Origin of the sequence: Streptomyces sp. NPDC001027, from assembly GCF_040299045.1 — a bacterium.
Classification (GTDB): Bacteria; Actinomycetota; Actinomycetes; order Streptomycetales; family Streptomycetaceae; genus Streptomyces.
The window spans coordinates 1-15,121 of sequence record NZ_JBEPBI010000192.1 but is presented as its reverse complement, the minus strand read 5'-3'; the positions used below and the strand labels follow the sequence as shown (position 1 = coordinate 15,121).

Below are 15,121 nucleotides of genomic sequence, written 5' to 3'. Positions count from 1 at the left end.
GCCCCTCCAGCAGGGGCTGCGCCCGGGCCCAGTGAGCGGCGAGCCCGGCCACCCGGGCGGGAGGGCCGACGAGGAGCAGGCGCATGCCCCACGCGGTGAGGTCCGAGGGGAGGAGGCCGGCCCCCGGCAGGTCGTCCTCGTCCCGCACCAGGGGGAGCAGGAAGCCGTCCAGGGCCTCCCGCAGCGCCGGGTCGGCGAATCCCCGGGCGGCGTCCCAGCCCTCGCCCGCCCAGAAATGGGGTGCGTAGGACCCGGTGGTGCTGTGGAACTCGTAGCGGCCGCACCAGGGCGTCTTCGGCGACGCGGGGAACACCCATCCCGCCTCGGGCGCCGCCCACGGATCCGGGCCGGCTGGGCACGCGGCCTCGTGGAGCAGCTCCTGCCGCCCGGCCGCAGGCGTCGCCTCCAGCCGGCCCCAGTCGAGCGCCAGCACCGTGAGGTCAAGCCCCAACGGATCCCCCTGCCCGGACCACCAGGTCGGCCCGGTCCCGCGTCGTCGCCACCAGCTCGGCGTTGAGCCGGTCGCTGCGGCGCACCCAGGCCACCGCCTCCTCATGGCCCTTGCCGAACTCCTCGTGCCGGGCGACCAGCCGGCGGACGCGCTCGTCCTCGTCCGTCTCGCAGAACCACACCTCGTCCAGCGCGGCCCGCACCCGCGCCCACGCCCCCGTGCCGAGGAGCAGGTAGTTCCCCTCGGTGACGACCAGCCGCACCTCGGGCGGGACGGGCACGGCCCCAGCGAGCGGCTGCTCCAGCACCCGCTCGAAGCCCGGCGCGTACACGACGTCCCCGCCGTCCGCCTCCGCCCGCAGCCGGTGCAGCAGCGCCGCGTAACCGGCCGCGTCGAAGGTGTCCGGCGCGCCCTTGCGGTCCCGCCGGCCGAGGCGGTCCAGCTCGACGTCCGCGAGGTGGAAGCCGTCCATCGGGACCTGCGCGGCCCACGGCTCCCCGGCGCCGTTCAGCTCCCGCACCAGCCGCTCGGCGAGGGTCGTCTTGCCCGCGCCGGGGCTGCCGGCGATGCCGAGCAGGGTGCGCCGGCCGCGGTCCCCGGCGAGGGAACGGGCCCGCAGGACCAGATCGTCGAAAGTGAGCACACAGCAGAGTGTCGCAGTCTCCTGGCAGGAGACCCGCAAGGAGAGGAGGACGCACGTGTCCGACGACGAGACGCAGATCCGCACCCTGATCACCCGCTGGGCCGACGCCGTCCACCGGGGCGACCTCGACACGGTCGTCGACCACCACGCCGAGGACCTGGTGATGTACGACGTGCCCGCGCCCCACCAGGGCATCCGGGGCCTCGCCGCCTACCGGGCCGCCTGGCCGCCGTTCTTCGTCTGGCAGGCCCAGGGCGCCTGCTTCGACATCGACACCCTCGACGTCACCGCCGGTCACGACGTCGCCTACGCCCACGCCCTGCTGCGCTGCGGCACGCCCGAGGAGCTCGCGGACTGCCCCGGCCTGCGGCTGCGGCTCACCTTCGGCCTGCGCAAGGAGGACGGCCGCTGGACGATCGCGCACGAGCACCACTCCTTCCCCCACGACTGACCGCCGAGGGCCGCGACGACCGGCCACGACGACGGACCACGACGGTCACGGGGACGGGTCACGGCGACCGGCCACGAGACCGGTGACGACGAGGGCCATGACGAGGGCCATGGCGGGGGTCGCGGCCGGCGTCGGCCGGGTGGCGGTCACGGAAACGTGTGTGGCGCGGGCCACACCGTTGGGAGACGCGTTGTGGGGGAACCGGCCTTGTATGACGACGACGCTCGGTCTTCCCGACGACATCCAGGCCTGCCTCTTCGACCTCGACGGGGTCGTCACCCGGACGGCGGCGGTGCACGCGGCCGCCTGGAAGGAGACCTTCGACGCGTTCCTGCACGCGCGCGAGGGCGAGGACCAGCAGCCCTTCGACTCCGCCGACGACTACGACGAGTACGTCGACGGCCGGCCCCGCGCCGACGGCGTCCGCACCTTCCTCGCCTCCCGCGGCATCGAACTGCCCGAGGGCGACCCCGCCGACCCGCCCGACGCGCAGACCGTCCACGGACTCGGCAACCGCAAGAACGAGCTGCTCCTCGAGCGGATCCGCACCGAGGGCGTCGAGCCGTACGACGGCACCCTGCGCTACATCGAGGCGGCACGCGCGCGTGGCCTGCGCACCGCGATCGTCTCCTCCAGCGCCAACACCCGCGACGTGCTGCGCTCCGTCCACGCCGAGCACCTCTTCGACGTCCGGATCGACGGCGTCGTGGCGGCCGAGCGCGGCCTGCCCGGCAAGCCGCGCCCCGACACCTTCCTGGCCGCCGCCCGCGACCTGGGCGTCGAACCCGCCCGCGCGGCCGTCTTCGAAGACGCGCTGGCCGGCATGGACGCGGGCCGCGCCGGGAACTTCGGGCACGTCGTCGGCGTTGACCGGGTCGGACAGACGGACGCGCTGTACGCGCACGGCGCCGACGTCGTCGTCAAGGATCTGGACGACCTCATCGGGCAGGGAGGGGACGCGTGATCACCGACCGGTCCTACACCGTCGAGCCGTGGTGCGTGCGCGAGACGCAGCTCAACCTGGACGTCCTCGCCCAGAGCGAGTCCGTGTTCGCGCTCTCCAACGGACACGTCGGCTGGCGCGGCAACCTCGACGAGGGCGAGCCGCACGGCCTGCCCGGCTCCTATCTCAACGGCGTGCACGAGCTGCACCCCCTGCCCTACGCCGAGGCGGGCTACGGCTACCCCGAGTCCGGGCAGACCGTCATCAACGTCACCAACGGCAAGATCCTGCGGCTCCTGGTCGACGACGAGCCCTTCGACCTGCGCTACGGCCGGCTCGTCGCCCACGAGCGCGTGCTCGACCTGCGGCGCGGCGTGCTGGAGCGCACCTGCGAGTGGACCTCGCCGGCCGGCTCCACGGTGCGGGTGCGCTCGACCCGGCTGGTGTCGCTCGCCCAGCGGGCCGTCGCCGCCGTCGCCTACGAGGTGGAGGCCGTCGGCAGCCGCTCCCGGGTGGTCATCCAGTCCGAGCTGGTGGCCAACGAGAGTCTGCCCGACCCCGACGGCGACCCGCGCGCGGCCCGCGCCCTGAAGTCGCCTCTGGAACCGGAGGAGGACGTCGCGGTGGGCCGTCGGCTGCGGCTGGTCCACCGCACGAAGCACAGCGGGCTGCGGGTCGCCGTGGCCGCCGACCACGAGGTGAGCGGCCCCGAGCGGACCACCCTCAGCAGCGAGAGCAACGTCGACGTGGCCCGGCTCACCGTCACCTCCGTGCTGGAGCCCGGCCAGCGGCTGCGGGTGGAGAAGCTCGTCGCCCACGGCTGGTCCGGCGTGCGCTCCCGGCCCGCGATGAGCGATCAGGTCGAGGCCGCCCTCGCCGCGGCCGGGCACAGCGGCTGGGAGGGCCTCCTCGAGGAACAGCGCGCCTACCTGGACGACTTCTGGACCCGCGCGGACGTCGAGGTGGACGGCGACGAGGAGATCCAGCAGGCCGTCCGCTTCGCCCTCTTCCACGTCCTGCAGGCCGGCGCCCGCGCCGAGCAGCGGGCCATCCCCGCCAAGGGGCTGACCGGCTCCGGCTACGACGGCCACGCCTTCTGGGACACCGAGACGTTCGTGCTGCCCCTGCTCACCTACACCGCGCCCGTGGCGGTCGCCGAGGCCCTGCGCTGGCGGCAGAACACCCTCCCCGCGGCCCGGGAGCGCGCGGCCCAGCTCGGGCTGCGCGGCGCCGCCTTCCCCTGGCGGACCATCGAGGGCTCCGAGGGCTCGGCGTACTGGCCGGCCGGGACGGCGGCCTTCCACGTCAACGCCGACATCGCCGACGCCGTGGTGCGGTACGTGGAGGCCACCGGCGACCGCGACTTCGAACGGACCACGGGCGTCGAGCTGCTGACCGAGACGGCCCGGCTGTGGCGGGCGCTCGGCCACCACGACGCGCACGGTCACTTCCACATCGACGGAGTCACCGGCCCCGACGAGTACAGCGCTGTCGCCGACGACAACGTGTACACCAACCTCATGGCCAGGGCGAACCTCCTCGCGGCCGCGGAGGCCGTCGAACGCCATCCGCAGGAGGCCGCAGCGCTGGGCGTCGACGACGAGGAGAGCGCGGCCTGGCGGGACGCCGCCGAGGCGATGTTCGTGCCCTACAACCACGATCTCGGCGTCCACGAGCAGCACGCCGGCTTCACCCGCTACCAGCACTGGGACTTCGACGGCACCCGTCCCGACCAGTACCCGCTGCTGCTGCACTTCCCGTACTTCGACCTCTACCGCAAGCAGGTGGTCAAGCAGGCCGACCTCGTCCTGGCGATGTACACCTGCGACGGGCACTTCGACGAGGAGCAGCTCGCCCGCAACTTCGCCTACTACGAGCCGCTGACCGTCCGCGACTCCTCGCTGTCCGCCTGCTGCCAGGCGATCGTCGCCGCCCAGGCCGGACATCTGCGGCTGGCCTACGAGTACACGGCCGAGGCCGCGCTGATGGACCTGGCCGACCTCGAGCACAACACACGGGACGGACTGCACATCGCGTCGCTCGCTGGCACGTGGACGGCCCTGGTCGCCGGGTTCGGCGGGCTGCGCAGGGAGGCGGACAGCCTGCGGTTCGCCCCCCGGCTGCCGGAGCGGTTCAGCCGCCTCGCCTTCAGCGTGCAGGTGCTCGGCCGCTGTCTGCGGGTGGAGATCGGCCCGGACAAGACCGCGTACACGCTGCTGTCGGGGGCGCCGCTGACGATCCGCCACCACGGCGAGCCCGTGCACGTCAACGGGGACGGCCCCGTCGTGCGCCCGGCGCCGCCGGTCCCGGCGCGTCCGGCGCCCCGCCAGCCGACGCACCGGGGCCCCAACTTCCGCTGACCCCGCACCGCCCTCAGTCGCGCACCCCGTGGTCCTTGCGGTACCTGACGATCTGCTGGGCGGGGTCGCCCGTGCAGGACCACGGCATGCGCGTCGCCCGGCGGCCGAGGCGGGCCAGGAGCGGGGCCGCCACGTCGGCGACCCGCGCCGCGCACGCCGCGTGGGCCAGGTGGTTGACGTCGCGCAGCTCGCCGGGGGCGACGGCGCCTTCCTGGCGGCCGGCGAGCCAACGGTCCCAGGTGCGGCGGACGTCGCTGACCGCGCCGTCGTTGTTCCAGTGCTGGGCGAGGGCCACCGAGGCGGAACGCCCGGACGCGGTGTCGACGGCGTGGCGGAACTCCTCCACGCGCGCGTACTGCACCAGCACCGGCAGCGGGCAGCCCGGCGGAGCCACCCCCGCCGCGTCCCGGGCGAAGTCGTACATCAGCCCGTGCGAGCCGTGCCAGCGGGCGGAGTAGTAGTGCAGGACCTGGAGGTGTCCCTCCATGCTGTAGGGGTCGCGCCGGTGCAGCTCGTCCCACCAGCGGGCCAGTTCCTGCCGCCGCACCCCTGCGGGGTAGAGGCGGGCGACCGAGATCAGCGAGGTCCACGGCGTCGGGTCGTCCAGATAGGCCTCGGTCGCGGCCAGACACGCCAGGACCGCGCCGTCGACCCGCGTCTGGTCGATCGGCGCGCCCCGGCCCGCGGAGATGGCCAGGTTGAACGCCCGGGCCGTCTCCGTGGCCGCCCGCAGCACCAGCGCGTCGGCGCTGTGCGGCTCGGCGGCCAGCCAGGTCTCCACCGTGGAACTGCTCGCGCAGGCCTGCGCGAGCATCCGCATGCGGTGGCCGCGGGCGAGCCAGTCGGGCCCGGTCGACCGCAGCAGGTCCCGCAGACCCTGCCAGCGCCCGATGACGATGTCGTGCTTGACGGAGGAAAGCGGGGCGTCCCCGCAGTCGGGGTCGAAATCGGGAGCGAAGCGGTCCCGCGCCATCACGTTCCTTCTCAGAAGTCGGTGGAGAGGCCCTCGTGGGCGACCGTACGCCCGTCCGATCGGTCGTCGGGCACATAGTCGGCCTCGACGGTCCGTGCGGCGTCCAGCCGGGCGGGCCGGTAGTACTCACTGCCCTGCCGCCAGTACCAGAGCATCGGCACGAGGCCCACGGCGAGCCCGCCGACGCCGATCGCGATGGCGGTGGGCGCCAGTTCGCCGAGCGACTCCACGAACACCCAGAACATGAACACGGACCCGAACAGCGGCCACAGCCCGCCGAGGACGAAGTCCGACGGCGACCTCAGCAGGGTCTTGCGGTACGCGACGACGGCCGCGAGGCCCGCGAGGCCGTAGTAGACGGCGATCTGCAGGCCGATCGCCGAGATCGCGTCGGCGAGGATGTCGCCCACCGAGCCCAGGGCGTTGGAGGCGACGAACAGCACCAGCGCCACTCCGCCCACCACCACGATGGCCACCCAGGGAGTGTTCCAGGTGCGGTGCACCCGGCCCAGCGCGGACGGCATCGTACGGTCGCGGCCCATCGCGAACAGCGAGCGCGTGACCTGGATCAGGGTCGTCTCCAACGTGGCGACCGTGGACAGCATCACGGCCACGATCAGCAGCTTGCCGCCCCAGCCCGGCCACACCTCTTCGCCCAGCACGGCCAGCACGTTCGCGTCGTTGTCGGCGATCTGCTGCGAGCTGAGGACGATGTTCACCGCGACGGTGAAGACCTCGAAGAGGAGGAAGACGACGCCCACGCCGATCAGTCCCGCGAGACCGGTGGTGCGGCGGCTGTTGCGGGTCTCCTCGCTGAGGTTGCTGGTGACGTCCCAGCCCCAGTAGTAGAACGCGGCGACCAACGCGCCCGCGGCGAAGCCGGAGACCCCGTCGAAGTGGCCGAAGCCGAACCAGGACCAGTCGAACGGCAGGGAGTTGTTCGTGTGGAACAGGCAGAGCACCGCGAACAGCGCCAGGATCGCCAGCTCGACCCCCGACATGATCAGCTGGGCGCGGACGGTGAGCCGGGCCCCGCCCAGCACCACCGCCAGCATCACGACGAACCAGGCGGCGCCGACCACGGTCGACAGCGCGGTGTTCGCGGCGAGGTCCTCGTCGAACAGGGCGAGCGTCATCGACCCGGCAGGCAGTGACCCCGCCACCATGAAGATGGTCGCCGAGATCACCAGCGCCCAGCCGCTGATGAAGCCGAGGAAGGGATGGAGCGTGCGCCCCACCCAGGAGTAACTGGCGCCTGCGTTGACGTCGATCCGGCTGAGCCGGCTGAACGCCAGCGCGATGCCCAGCATGGGTATCGCGCAGTACAGCAGGGCCGCCGGGCCGGCAAGGCCCACGGCGCCCGCCAGGACCGCCGTGGTGGCGGCGATGGAGTAGGCGGGGGCACTGCCCGCGATCGCCATCACCACCGTGTCGAAGGTGCTCAGCACATTCGCCTGAAGCCCTCTGCCGGTGCTGTTGCTCATGGTTGGCGCTGCTTTCGTCGTGCACGCCGGGGGAGGGAGGGGCCCGGCGGTGAATGGGGGGTGAAGAGTGGGACGTGGAGCTGTGTGGAGCACCGCCGCGTGAGAGGGATGGCCTCGGGAACGTCGGCGGGGAGGGGCGCGCAAGGACACTGTTTCAGCACTGCGTCGGCGGACGGTTACACCGAGTGTGCGAGTGACTATAGCCGCAACTCTTGAGCTTTCAAGATTGACGGGTGGGTAATCTTCGCGGCCGACCGTGCAGGCGGCATGTGTCGTGATTGGAGCGGGCCGCACGGGAAACGCGGACGGGGAGAGCAGCAGGTCGGCCGACGAGGAGGCGCCATGGGCACGGAGTACGAGGCGATGGGCGACGACGTCTACCAGCCCACCGGATCCAACGAGGAGCAGGAGGACGGGGCCCCGCTCGACCTCCAGGACGCCGTCGACGAACGCACCTACGACGACGCCCTGGACGAGGGTTACTCACCGCCGGAGAAGCCGCTCGGCGTGACCAGGTACGGCACCACCGCGGCCGAGCAGCACGACGGCGAGAGCCTCGACCGGCGCCTCGCCCAGGAGGTCCCGGACGTTTCGGCGCCGGCCGGGGACGGCGTCGGCGACCTTCCCGGCGGCGAGGGCGAGCCGGTCGACCCCGAGGCCGGCGACCGGCGCGCGGGCCGACTCGTCGCCCCCGACGAGGGCGCCCACCCGGACGCCGTCAAGGAGGAGATCGCCGAGGACGTCGGCATCGACGGCGGAGCGGCGAGCGCCGAGGAGGCAGCCGTTCACATCGTCGAGGAGTAGGCCGCCCCGCCGGGGAGCGGGGCGCCGCCCCGGTCAGTCGTCCATCCGCTCCAACTGCCGCAGCCGGTTGGTGGCGTCGAGGGCGGCGACCTTGTACGACTCCGCCAGCGTCGGGTAGTTGAACACCGCGTCGACCAGATAGTCGACGGTCCCGCCGCAGCCCATCACCGTCTGCCCGATGTGGATCAGTTCGGTGGCGCCCGTGCCGAAGCAGTGCACGCCGAGCAGGGTGCGGTCCTCGGGGGAGACCAGCAGCTTGAGGACGCCGTGCGCGTCGCCGATGATCTGCCCGCGGGCCAGTTCGCGGTAGCGGGCGACGCCCACCTCGAACGGCACGCGCTCCTCGGTGAGCTGGTCCTCCGTCCGCCCGACGAAGCTGATCTCCGGGATGGTGTAGATGCCGATCGGCTGCAGGTGGTGCATGCGTCCGACGGGCTCGCCGCAGGCATGGTACGCCGCCGCCCGTCCCTGCTCCATCGCGGTGGCGGCGAGGGCCGGGAAGCCGATGACGTCGCCGACGGCGTAGATGTGCCCGACCGGGGTGCGGTAGTGCTCGTCGACCTCGATCCGCCCGCGCCGGTCCGCCGTCAACCCCGCCTTGTCCAGGTCGAGTTCGTCGGTGAGCCCCTGCCGGCCCGCCGAGTACATCACCGCGTCCGCCGGTATCTTCTTACCGCTCTCGAGGACAGTCAGCGTGCCCCGCTGGTGCCGTTCCACCGCGGCCACCGTCTCCCCGAAGCGGAAGGCCACCGCCAGGTCCCTCAGGTGGTACTTGAGCGACTCGATGACCTCGACGTCGCACATGTCGAGCATCCCGGCCCGCTTCTCCACCACCGTCACCTTGCTGCCGAGCGCGGCGAACATGCTGGCGTACTCCATGCCGATCACGCCGGCGCCGACGATGACCATCGACTGCGGCACCCGCTCGATCGTCAGGACGTTGTCGGAGTCCAGGATGGTCCGGCCGTCGAACTCCACGCTGTCGGGGCGGGCCGGCCGGGTGCCCGTGGCGATCACGATGTGCTCGGCGCTGATCAGCCGCTCCTGGCCGGTGACCTCCCGCAGCGCGATCGTGTGGTCGTCGACGAAGCGGCCGGTGCCGGCGAAGAGGGCGACGTGGTTGCGGGACAACTGGCTGCGGATGACGTCGATCTCACGGCTCACCACGTGCTGGGTGCGGGCGGTCAGATCGGCGACGGTGATGTTCTCCTTCAGCCGGTAGCTCTGACCGTACAGATCGCGCTGGGTGAGGCCGGTGAGGTAGAGCACCGCCTCGCGCAGCGTCTTGGAGGGAATGGTGCCGGTGTGCAGGGAGACCCCGCCGACCATGTCGGGGCGGTCGACGACGGCGACCCGGCGGCCCAGTTTGGCCGCGGCGATGGCGGCCTTCTGGCCGCCGGGACCTGATCCGAGGACGAGCATGTCGAAGTCGGGCATCCTCCGCAGTCTGGCAGTGCGGGGGCGCCCAGGGAAAGGGCGGCGGAAGATCCTCCGGCGTGGGTTGCTGCGCGGGTTGCGGCCCGGGCTCCGCCGACCGGTCCGGAGGAGGTCTCAGGGGAGGTTCTAGGGGAGCACCTTCTCGATCGCGCCGGGGCCCTCCTCGTCGAGCTTGCGCCGGGCCCACGCGAGGTTGCGCGGGGTGAGGTCGCGGCCGGTGGCGAGGACCATGTCCTCCGGCGAGACCTCGGTCCCGGTGCGGGTGTGGAGCAGGCTGTCCGGGGTGGTGCGGTCCGGCGAGGGCCGGGCGGCGCCGGGCTGTGACGTCGGCATGGTGTCTGCTCCTCGCGTCCGAAGGAATGTACTAACACCATTCATCCTGCGGCCGCGCCCCGCAATCCCGATCATCCCCGTCCGAGATGCCGCGATGATCGTGCTGACGTCTAATGGGCTGTGTCGGGGCGACCCAACCACTGTGCGGTGACCCCGCACGGCATGGAAGGCCCAGCTCATGGAACCCACCACTGCCGGGAGACCCCAACGGGGGGCACTGCGCAGGCTCGGCGCCTGGTGCGCCCGTCACTACCTCGTCGTGATCATCGCCTGGCTGGTGGCCCTGGTCGCCCTCCAGGTGATCGACCGAGCCGTCGGCGGCACCTTCGAGGACGACTTCGCGCTCTCGGACACGCAGTCCCAGAAGGGGCTCGACGTCCTCGAGGAGCACGACCCGCAGGCCGGCGGGTACAGCGCGCAGATCGTCATGCACGACGACGCACAGCCGCTGAGCGCGCTGAGTTCGCAGATGTCCACCACGGTCGGCGACCTGCAGAAGCTGCCCCAGGTCCTGTCGGTGCAGAACCCCCTCTCGCAGAGCCCCACCAAGGTCGGCCCGGTGTCGAGCGACGGCAAGACCGGCTACATCACCATCCGCTTCGACCAGCAGCCCAACACCCTCGGCCACGCCTACCTGAACGGCGTGGACAAGGCAGTCCAGCCGCTGCGGGCGGCCGGCGTCGACGTCGAGTACGGCGGCTCGCTCGGCGAACTGGCCCGCCCCAAGGCCAACGACTTCGTCAGTGAGGGGATCGGCTTCGCGGTCGCCGTCGTCGTCCTGCTCATCGGCTTCGGCAGTGTCATCGCGGCCGGACTGCCCCTGATCACCGCGTTGATCGGGGTCGTCGGCGGGCTCGCCGTCCTCGGGCTGCTGGCCGCCGCGTTCACCTTCGCGACGGTCTCCCCGACCCTCGCCACCATGATCGGCCTGGGCGTCGGGATCGACTACGCGCTGTTCCTGATCACCCGGCACCGGCAGAGCCTGATCGACGGCGCGGATCCCGCCGAGGCCGCCGGCCACGCCACCGCCACCAGCGGGCGCGCCGTCCTGGTCTCCGGCACCACTGTGATCATCGCGCTGGCCGGCCTGTACGCGTCCGGAGTCTCCTTCATCGGCAAGCTCGGCGTCGCCGCCGCCGTCACCGTCGTCTCCGCCGTGATCGGAGCGCTCACCCTCGTGCCCGCCATGCTCGGGCTCATCGGCCGCCACATCGACCGCTGGCATGTGCGCAGACCGGTCGCCGAGACCGACGCGGAACCCGGCGCGACCCCGCACGGCACCTGGCACCGGTACGCCAAGCGGGTCGAGCGCAGGCCCTGGCAGTACCTCGGGGGAGGGGTCGCCGTCATCGCGATCCTCGCCATCCCCGTCTTCTCCATCCAGCTCGGCCACATCGGCGACGGCGCCGACCCGACGTCCTTCACCGACCGGCGCGCCTACGACCTGATGACCGACGCCTTCGGGCCCGGCTCCAACGGCCCCCTCACCATCGTCGTCGACCAGACGTCCGTCCCCTCCGACAAGCGCGCCGACCTGCAGTCCCAGGCGCAGAAGACGTTGAACGCCGTACCGGACGCCTCCACCGTCACGCCGTTGACGCCCACCCAGGACGGCGACGTGCTGATCGGCACCGTCTACTCGACCCAGGCGCCGCAGGACGCCGTCACCACCAGCCTGACGAACCGGCTCAAGGACACGACGCTGCCCGACGCGGTCTCCGGCTACGACGCCAAGGGCTATGTCACCGGCACCACGGCCGCCCAGGTCGACTTCCGTGACATCGTCGCCAGCCGGCTCCCGCTGATCATCTGCGTGGTCGTCGGCCTCGCCTTCCTGATCATCCTCGCCGTGTTCCGCGGCCTGCTCGTCGCGGTCAAGGCCGCCGTCCTCAACGTCCTGTCCATCACCGCCTCCTACGGCGTCGTCGTCGCCGTCTTCCAGTGGGGCTGGGGCGGACCCGCGCTGGGCGTCCACGGAGACGTGCCCATCGAGAGCTATGTGCCGATGATGATGTTCGCGATCATCTTCGGCCTCAGCATGGACTACGAGATCTTCCTGCTGTCCCGGGTCCACGAGGCCTGGCTGCGCACCGGCAACGCCGAGGACTCCGTCGCCCACGCCCTGGAGATCACCGCCCGGGTCATCACCTGCGCGGCCCTGATCATGGTGAGCGTGTTCGCGGCGTTCATCATCAGCGACAACATCGTCGTCAAGATGCTGGGGCTGGGACTCGCCGTCAGCGTGCTGATCGACGCGACCGTGGTGCGACTGCTCATGGTGCCCGCCGTGATGACCCTGCTGGGGGCGCACGCCTGGTGGACGCCGCGGTGGCTGGACCGGATCCTGCCGCACATCGACGCCGAGGGCGACGCGGACACCCTCAGCGGGCCGCCGCCGGGGTCGGCGCGAGGACCAGCATCGTGACGTCGTCACGGACGTCGGGACAGTGGCGCGACACGTCCGTCCACACCCGGCCCGCCGTCGTCGCCGGGTCGGCGCCGGCCGCCAGCGCGGGCAGCCGCTCCAGGAGCGGATAGAACACGCCGGCGGCGTCCCTGGCCTCCGAGACGCCGTCGGAGGCGAGGAAGAGCCGGTCCCCGGGGCGCAGCGGCACGACACAGGCGCTGACCGGGGCGCCCTCCGGCAGGCCGAGACCCAGCGGCGTCCACGGCACGACGTCCACCTCGGAGACCGTGCCGTCGCGCAGCAGCAGCGGCGGCGGATGCCCGCAGGCGACGACGCGCACGGCGTCCGCGTCCGGCGTGAACTCCACCAGCACGGCCGTGGCGAACAGTTCGGCGTGCGCCACCCGCGCCGAGTCCACTGCCAGCCTGCGGTCCAGACGGGCCGCCACCGACTCCAGGTCCGGCTGGTCGAGCACCGCCTCCCGGAACGCCCCGAGGAGCGAGGACACCGTCGCCACCGCCGCCAGTCCGTGCCCCTGCACGTCCCCCAGCACCGCCCGCACCCCGTGGGCGCTCTCGCGCACGTCGAAGAAGTCCCCGCCCACCAGCGTCCCGCGCTGCGCCGCCCGGTACAGACCGGCGCACCGCACCGGCCCGACCCGCTCGGGCACCGGCGGCGCCACGGCGCGCTGAGCCGCCTCCGCGATGGTGCGCTCGGTGTCCAGCTGGACGTCCCGGCGGCGGCGCACGAACGCCACGAACACGCTCAACACCGCCACGAAGAACACCGTCAGCACATCGGTCTGCCCCGGCCGGTCGAGCTGGAACGCGGGCACGTTGAGCATGACGACCACGGCGGCGCCGAGCACCGCGGTCACCGCGGGGCCGTACGACAGCACCGCCAGCGGCGGGATCGCGCCCAGCAGGAAGCCGATGTCCAGCGGACTGGGACTGACGAGCGTGGCGACGCAGACGCCCGCCACCAGCAGCAGCGGCAGCGCCCGCACCCAGCGGGGCGGCGGTGCGCCCCGCAGCCAGCCCCGCCGCTCCCCGTCCTGTGCGCCCACACCCCCACGCTCCCCCTCCCGCCCGCCCACCGCACGCCGGGAATCCGGTGGACGCCGGGAAATCCGGTGGACGCCGTCGAGGGAGGACTCCTAGCGTGGGGGCGCACGCCCGGACCCCACGGAAGGAGGCGAGCGCCATGCAGTCCACACATGACCCGCGCTCCCGCCCCGTGACCTGGGCGTGCCGCGTCTGACGTTCGTCCGACGCCCCCGGGAGCGCACCCCATGCCGTACGCGACCCGGAGGAATCCGTGACCGATCTGGTCATCCGCGCTCTCGACGAGAGCGACGTCCATCTCTTCGACACTCTGCCCGACCCGCTGCGCGCCGCCGAGGCGTTCTGCCATGCCACGTACCGGCCGCACTGGAAGCGGGTCGCTCTGCGCGACGGGCGGGTCGTCGCCCGCGCCGCCTGGTGGGGCGGCCCCGACGACACCGAGCCGCTGACGGTCGAGTGGTTCGACTTCGCCGACGGCGAGGAGGCGGCCGGCGCGGAACTCCTGCGCACCGCGCCCTGGCGGGTCGGCCTGGAGCTGGTCCTGCCCGGCGACTGGCGAGCGGACCCCGCCGTGCGGGCCGCCGCCGAGGCCCGGTACGCGGCGGCCCGCGCGGCCGGCCACACCCCGCTGGTGGAACGCTTCGTATACCGCTGGACTCCGGACTGCGGGCTGCCCGAGCGGCCCGGACGGCTGCACTTCGCACCCGAGCCCGACGACGCGGTCTTCTTCGACGCCCTGCGCCGCATCCACTCCGACACCCTCGACGCCCACGCGCTGAAGGCCGTGGCCGAGGGCGGGCTCGACCTGGCCGCCCAGGAGGAGATCGACTTCTTCCGCTGGTGCCCGTCCCCACGTGAGTGGTGGCAGACCGCCCGCACCCCGGACGGCGCGCTGGCCGGCATCCACGTGCCGGCCCACAACCCGTCCGGTCCGTGCGTCGGCTTCGTCGGGGTGCTGCCGGAACACCGCGGACACGGCTACGCCTACGACCTGCTCGCCGAATGCACGCACCATCTCGCCGCACGGGGCGCGGAGTTCATCGCCGCGGCCACCGACCGGACCAACCACCCGATGGCGGCCCACTTCGCGAAGGCCGGATATCCGGTCGTCCGTGAGCGCGTCAACTTCCGGCTCGACTGACGGCAGGCTGTCGTACCCCGGTGGCAGGCTGTCTTCGGTGACAGGCAGGCTCCGGGGGTTCGGACGGTCGCGGAGGGGCGGACGGCGTGGTGGGGTTCGAGGGTGAGGTCTGGCATGTGCGCGATGTGCGCGGGGGAGAGGACGTCGGGGAGATCGTCGTCACCGGGGCCGACTTCCCCTGGCTGTCGGGGCGCTTCGTGCCGGGACCGGGGCACGCCGCCGTCGCCGCCCTGTTCGCCCGTGAGCTGGCTCTGGCGGAGCAGGACCGGGACGAGCTGTGGGAGGAGTGGGAAGCGGTGTACGACGAGATCCGGCGACGGGTGTCGCTGGTCTCGCCGCGCGGTCCCGTCGCGGAGTTCCTGCTGCACGTCAGCGGCGGCGAGGCGTGGTTCCGCTGGAGCGACGAACCGTTCGCGGGGACGTGAGTCAGCCTGCCGAGTCCGCCAGCAGGGTCTCGGCGTCCGCGAGGATCTCGGTGACGCGCAGGCCGAAGGCGGCGTCGCAGGCATGGGGGCGCCCGTCGCGGGCCGAGCCGAGCAGGGCGTCCGCGGCTCGGGCGAAGGCGCTGCCGGCGTCCGCGTCGCCCTGCGGGAGCCGGCGCACCCCCGCCGTGCCGCGGAGCTCGACGCC

Annotated in this window: 14 protein-coding genes and 2 pseudogenes; 8 read left to right on the top strand and 8 right to left on the bottom strand. The window is 72.7% G+C overall.

What is annotated here, in order from left to right:
* Window positions 1-451 (bottom strand): hypothetical protein (locus tag ABT300_RS33215; RefSeq protein ID WP_351683691.1); only part of this gene is annotated, 451 nt, incomplete at its 3' end.
* Entirely contained in the window at window positions 441-1,094 is a 654-nt protein-coding gene (locus ABT300_RS33210; RefSeq protein ID WP_351683689.1) for a nucleoside/nucleotide kinase family protein, read from the bottom strand. The genes ABT300_RS33210 and ABT300_RS33215, both read right to left, overlap by 11 nt.
* Window positions 1,095-1,149: 55 nt before the next feature.
* Here ABT300_RS33210 and ABT300_RS33205 point away from each other — a divergent pair, with 55 nt between their 5' ends.
* The 3 genes from ABT300_RS33205 to ABT300_RS33195 all read left to right on the top strand — a co-directional run bounded on the left by ABT300_RS33205 (window position 1,150) and on the right by ABT300_RS33195 (window position 4,848).
* Window positions 1,150-1,545, top strand: coding sequence for a YybH family protein (locus ABT300_RS33205; RefSeq protein ID WP_351683686.1), 396 nt, complete (start codon window positions 1,150-1,152; stop codon window positions 1,543-1,545).
* A gap of 211 nt (window positions 1,546-1,756) precedes the next feature.
* Entirely contained in the window at window positions 1,757-2,509 is a 753-nt protein-coding gene (locus tag ABT300_RS33200) for an HAD family hydrolase (RefSeq protein WP_351683683.1), read from the top strand.
* Window positions 2,506-4,848: a glycoside hydrolase family 65 protein gene (locus ABT300_RS33195; RefSeq protein ID WP_351683681.1), complete on the top strand. Its 2,343-nt coding sequence runs from the start codon at window positions 2,506-2,508 to the stop codon at window positions 4,846-4,848. Before ABT300_RS33200 ends, ABT300_RS33195 begins: the two co-directional genes overlap by 4 nt.
* A 13-nt stretch (window positions 4,849-4,861) precedes the next feature.
* Here the strand turns inward: ABT300_RS33195 and ABT300_RS33190 are convergent, their stop codons facing one another.
* Window positions 4,862-5,821 carry a hypothetical protein gene (locus ABT300_RS33190; protein WP_351683678.1) on the bottom strand — a complete coding sequence of 320 codons (960 nt, stop codon included), beginning with the start codon at window positions 5,819-5,821 and terminating at the stop codon, window positions 4,862-4,864.
* Between the two features lie 11 nt (window positions 5,822-5,832).
* Entirely contained in the window at window positions 5,833-7,305 is a 1,473-nt protein-coding gene (locus ABT300_RS33185; RefSeq protein WP_351683675.1) for an APC family permease, read from the bottom strand.
* Window positions 7,306-7,647: 342 nt separating this feature from the next.
* Between ABT300_RS33185 and ABT300_RS33180 the strand changes: the two genes are divergently transcribed.
* Window positions 7,648-8,109, top strand: a complete 462-nt coding sequence (locus tag ABT300_RS33180) for a DUF5709 domain-containing protein (protein ID WP_351683672.1) — start codon at window positions 7,648-7,650, stop codon at window positions 8,107-8,109.
* 33 nt (window positions 8,110-8,142) lie between these two features.
* On the opposite strand, the gene sthA is transcribed toward ABT300_RS33180, so the two are convergent.
* Window positions 8,143-9,546 carry a Si-specific NAD(P)(+) transhydrogenase gene (sthA, locus tag ABT300_RS33175; protein WP_351683669.1) on the bottom strand — a complete coding sequence of 468 codons (1,404 nt, stop codon included), beginning with the start codon at window positions 9,544-9,546 and terminating at the stop codon, window positions 8,143-8,145.
* Window positions 9,547-9,672: 126 nt separating this feature from the next.
* A complete protein-coding gene (locus ABT300_RS33170; RefSeq protein ID WP_057581840.1) occupies window positions 9,673-9,879 on the bottom strand; it encodes a hypothetical protein in 207 nt (68 codons plus the stop codon).
* 178 nt (window positions 9,880-10,057) lie between these two features.
* On the opposite strand from ABT300_RS33170, the pseudogene ABT300_RS44605 reads away from it, so the two are divergent.
* A pseudogene (locus ABT300_RS44605) lies at window positions 10,058-11,185 on the top strand (MMPL family transporter); the annotation flags it as partial.
* A gap of 141 nt (window positions 11,186-11,326) precedes the next feature.
* A complete protein-coding gene (locus tag ABT300_RS44600; protein ID WP_452994249.1) occupies window positions 11,327-12,304 on the top strand; it encodes an MMPL family transporter in 978 nt (325 codons plus the stop codon).
* Here ABT300_RS44600 and ABT300_RS33160 read toward each other — a convergent pair.
* Window positions 12,261-13,352 carry a PP2C family protein-serine/threonine phosphatase gene (locus ABT300_RS33160; RefSeq protein ID WP_351683664.1) on the bottom strand — a complete coding sequence of 364 codons (1,092 nt, stop codon included), beginning with the start codon at window positions 13,350-13,352 and terminating at the stop codon, window positions 12,261-12,263. The genes ABT300_RS44600 and ABT300_RS33160 overlap by 44 nt on opposite strands.
* A 251-nt stretch (window positions 13,353-13,603) precedes the next feature.
* Here ABT300_RS33160 and ABT300_RS33155 point away from each other — a divergent pair, with 251 nt between their 5' ends.
* Window positions 13,604-14,491 carry a GNAT family N-acetyltransferase gene (locus ABT300_RS33155; RefSeq protein ID WP_351683661.1) on the top strand — a complete coding sequence of 296 codons (888 nt, stop codon included), beginning with the start codon at window positions 13,604-13,606 and terminating at the stop codon, window positions 14,489-14,491.
* Window positions 14,492-14,580: 89 nt separating this feature from the next.
* On the top strand, window positions 14,581-14,916 hold the full coding sequence (locus tag ABT300_RS33150; RefSeq protein WP_351683693.1) for a hypothetical protein: 336 nt from the start codon (window positions 14,581-14,583) through the stop codon (window positions 14,914-14,916).
* A 1-nt stretch (window position 14,917) separates the two neighbouring features.
* On the opposite strand, the pseudogene ABT300_RS33145 reads toward ABT300_RS33150, so the two are convergent.
* A pseudogene (locus ABT300_RS33145) lies at window positions 14,918-15,121 on the bottom strand (gfo/Idh/MocA family oxidoreductase); the annotation flags it as partial.

Coding starts and splice junctions, on each gene's coding strand:
- ABT300_RS44600 (WP_452994249.1), top strand. CDS start 11,327: ATGACCGACGCCTTCGGGCCCGGCTCCAACGGCCCCCTCACCATCGTC.
- ABT300_RS33180 (WP_351683672.1), top strand. CDS start 7,648: ATGGGCACGGAGTACGAGGCGATGGGCGACGACGTCTACCAGCCCACC.
- ABT300_RS33170 (WP_057581840.1), bottom strand. CDS start 9,879: ATGCCGACGTCACAGCCCGGCGCCGCCCGGCCCTCGCCGGACCGCACC.
- ABT300_RS33200 (WP_351683683.1), top strand. CDS start 1,757: ATGACGACGACGCTCGGTCTTCCCGACGACATCCAGGCCTGCCTCTTC.
- ABT300_RS33185 (WP_351683675.1), bottom strand. CDS start 7,305: ATGAGCAACAGCACCGGCAGAGGGCTTCAGGCGAATGTGCTGAGCACC.
- sthA (WP_351683669.1), bottom strand. CDS start 9,546: ATGCCCGACTTCGACATGCTCGTCCTCGGATCAGGTCCCGGCGGCCAG.
- ABT300_RS33190 (WP_351683678.1), bottom strand. CDS start 5,821: ATGGCGCGGGACCGCTTCGCTCCCGATTTCGACCCCGACTGCGGGGAC.